The organism is Alteromonas sp. 14N.309.X.WAT.G.H12, assembly GCF_036697315.1.
Taxonomy (GTDB): Bacteria; Pseudomonadota; Gammaproteobacteria; order Enterobacterales; family Alteromonadaceae; genus Alteromonas.
Genome location: NZ_JBAHZB010000100.1, coordinates 1 through 3520, shown reverse-complemented (window position 1 = coordinate 3520; position 3520 = coordinate 1). Strand labels below are relative to the sequence as shown.

At 48.0% G+C, this 3520-nt stretch carries 4 protein-coding genes; all 4 read left to right on the top strand.

The window, feature by feature from the left end; all coding sequences use genetic code 11:
- Positions 1-82, top strand: an 82-nt coding sequence (locus V5298_RS17075) for a 23S rRNA (pseudouridine(1915)-N(3))-methyltransferase RlmH (RefSeq protein ID WP_332932649.1), incomplete at its 5' end; no start/stop codon positions are given.
- A gap of 2 nt (positions 83-84) precedes the next feature.
- On the top strand, positions 85-1998 hold the full coding sequence (gene mrdA / locus V5298_RS17070) for a penicillin-binding protein 2 (protein ID WP_332932640.1): 1914 nt from the start codon (positions 85-87) through the stop codon (positions 1996-1998).
- A complete protein-coding gene (gene rodA, locus V5298_RS17065) occupies positions 1995-3110 on the top strand; it encodes a rod shape-determining protein RodA (protein ID WP_332932639.1) in 1116 nt (371 codons plus the stop codon). Before mrdA ends, rodA begins: the two co-directional genes overlap by 4 nt.
- A partial coding sequence (locus tag V5298_RS17060; protein WP_332932638.1) for a septal ring lytic transglycosylase RlpA family protein occupies positions 3111-3520 on the top strand: 410 nt, incomplete at its 3' end. It lies immediately after the preceding gene.

Genomic DNA, 3520 nt, shown 5'->3' with positions numbered 1-3520 from the left:
CCCCTTAGTACGTATAATCGTGGCTGAAAGCTTATACCGAGCCTGGTCAGTCACACAAAATCACCCGTACCACCGGGAATAACAATGGGCCGTAAAAGACAGACAATTCGCGATCATAGCGCCGAATCAAATCTCTTTGCCCGTCGGGCCGCCATTTCATTATTAATTGTTCTTGTCATGCTGGGGATTGTTGTCAGCAATCTTTATGTGCTGCAAGTAAAACAACATGACGTCTACCAAACCCGTTCTAACGGTAACCGTATTAAAGTGGTTCCCATCGCCCCCAACCGTGGGCTGATATACGACAGAAACGGCATTATTTTGGCCGAAAATCGTCCGGTATTCAGTTTAGAAGTGGTCCCAGAAGAAGTGGACGATTTGGATGAAACCCTGGCTGCGCTTTCCCGTTTAATGGGGATCACCGAAGAAGAAAAAGAGGATTTTCTGCGCACGTACCGTGGCCAACGACGCTTTAAACCTATTGCTTTGCGTACATCGCTCACCGAAGAAGAAGTCGCCCGATTTTCGGCCCAACAACACCGTTTCCCCGGGGTTTCCATAGAAGCCAGGTTGTCCCGCTACTATCCATACGGTGATGCCCTCACCCATGTGCTCGGTTATGTGGCTAAAATTAATAAAAAAGATCTGCAAAAATTAGTCGAAGCGGGGCAAGAAGCCAACTATGCCGCCACTTACGATATTGGCAAGTTAGGGATAGAGAAATATCACGAAGAAGAATTGCACGGACAAGTGGGCTATGAGCAAGTGGAAGTCAATAGTCAGGGGCGCATTATTCGTACGTTGAATATCGATCCGCCCGTCCCGGGTAAAGATATTGTGTTAAATATCGATTTGCCGTTGCAGTTGGCTGCCAAAGAATCCCTTGATGGTAAACGGGGAACCGTGGTTATTACCTCACCACAAACCGGTGGTGTGTTGGCACTGTATTCAAGCCCCAGTTATGATCCCAATTTATTTGTTCATGGCATTAGCCGAAAAAACTACGCTGAGCTAATAAATTCCAAAGATCGTCCGCTGATTAACCGCGCGACCCAAGGCCAATATCCACCGGCCTCCACCATAAAACCCTTACTGGGTTTAGTGGGTTTGGAAGAAGGTATCATCACCCCAGAAACAACCATCAATGACACCGGCCGTTATCAATTACCCAATGTGAGTCATGTTTGGCGAGACTGGCGCAAATGGGGCCATGGCAAGGTTAACGTAGTACGGGCTGTTACCGTTTCCTGCGATACGTTTTACTATGATCTCGCCTATAAACTGGGTATCGATAAAATCAGTGATGCCATGACCCAGTTTGGTTTTGGTGATTATACCGGTATCGATTTGTATGAAGAGTCTTCTGCCAATATGCCCAGTCGGGGATGGAAGCGGGCACGATTTAACCAGCCTTGGTATATCGGTGACACCATTCCGGTAGGCATAGGACAAAGTTTCTGGACCACCACCCCCATTCAATTAAATCAGGCAATTAATACGCTGATTAATCACGGTGAACGCTATGTCCCGCAAATTATGCGTGGAACCAAAAATAGCCAGGGCGAGGTGGATGTTTCGCCGCCGAAAACCATGCGTCCTATTTCCGTGGTTGATAAAGCAAACTGGGATCTGATGCTAGGTGCCATGCACGAGGTAAACCATGGAAACGAAGGCAGCGGAAGACATGCGTTCTCAGATGCGCCTTACCAGACTGGCGGAAAATCCGGTACGGCCCAACTCTTTTCCGTCGGCCAAAATGAATCCTATGACGCCGATAACGTCTCTGAGCGCCTCCGTGACAATGCGATGTTTGTCGCATTTGCCCCCTTTGAGAAACCGGAAGTGTCTGTCACCGTGGTAATAGAAAATGCCGGCGGCGGCAGCAGAAATGCCGCCCCAGTTGCCCGCCGGGTAATGGATTTTTATTTTCGTGATCATGCATTTATGCAGCCTGAGAGCGAACAATCAGATGACAACCAAACAGTAGGCACACCGTGAAGCGCACCACACTAAATCAGAATCAAACCACGTTTTTGCAACGTTTCCATGTTGATGGTTGGTTGCTGCTGGGTTTGTTGGTCCTAATGACGGTGGGTTTGTATACCCTTTATTCGGCATCAGGCCAAGACCCACTACAAATGGAAAGACAAGGCACGCGCCTGGTTATTGCCATGGGGGTAATGCTGTTTATGGCCCAAGTTCCCCCAATGGCTTATCGAAGGCTGTCCACCTATGCTTACGTCGCCGGTTTGGTGATGCTGATTGCCGTATTACTGTTTGGCGATGTAGGAAAAGGGGCGCAGCGTTGGCTGGATCTTAAATTCGTGCGTTTTCAACCGTCGGAGTTGATGAAACTGGCGGTGCCTATGATGGTGGCCTGGTATATCAGTAAGTTTCCCTTACCCCCCCGTTTGCTCCACATTGCTACTGGCTTCATTCTGGTTATGGTTCCCACCGTGCTCATCGCAAAGCAGCCCGATTTAGGCACCTCTTTATTAATTGCAAGTTCTGGGGTTTTTGCCATCTTTCTTGCGGGAATGAGCTGGCGACTTATTGCACTTTTAGCAACCATGGCCGGTGCTTTTGCCCCTATTATGTGGTTTTTCCTCATGCAGGATTATCAAAAGCAACGGGTCACCACCTTTCTTAACCCTGAGTCAGATCCTCTCGGTTCCGGCTATCACATCATCCAGTCCAAAATCGCCATAGGCTCTGGTGGTCTGGGAGGTAAAGGCTGGCTTCAAGGTACCCAGTCACAGCTTGAGTTTTTACCCGAGCGCCATACTGACTTTATATTCGCGGTATTTAGTGAAGAGTTTGGACTTATTGGTGTATTAGGACTACTGAGTATTTATCTGTTTATCATTATTCGTGGCCTTATCATTGCTAATCGGGCACAAGATGCCTACAGTAAACTTTTAGCCGGTTCCATCACCCTGACGTTCTTTGTTTATGTGTTTGTGAATATGGGTATGGTCTCCGGTTTATTGCCTGTGGTCGGCGTTCCCCTACCCTTGGTGAGTTATGGTGGCACATCGATGGTGACTTTAATGGCAGGGTTTGGCATTCTTATGGCTATCGGTACACAAAAACGATTCTTATCCCGATAAATGCGCACACAATTTTGGTTTTGTTTATTTTCTGCATTAATTCTGACGGGATGTCAGTCTAGCAGTGGCTATGCCCAGCACAGCGACTCTGCCCCTACGTTTGTCTACGACGAACCTGCCTATACCAACGCAGAGCCTAAATATGAGCCCTACAAAGCCTTCAACAGTCGTCCCTATGAAGTATTGGGGACGCGATACTATCCGTTACAAACCGGCAAAGGCTATGAAGAAGTGGGATTCGCATCATGGTACGGCCAAAAATTCCACGGCCATTTAACCTCTAACGGCGAAACCTATGACATGTTCGCCATGACCGCAGCCCACAAAACCTTACCCTTACCTAGCTACGTAAAAGTCACCAATCTGGAAAATGGAAAAACCGCCATTGTGCGGGTAAATGACAGAGGCCC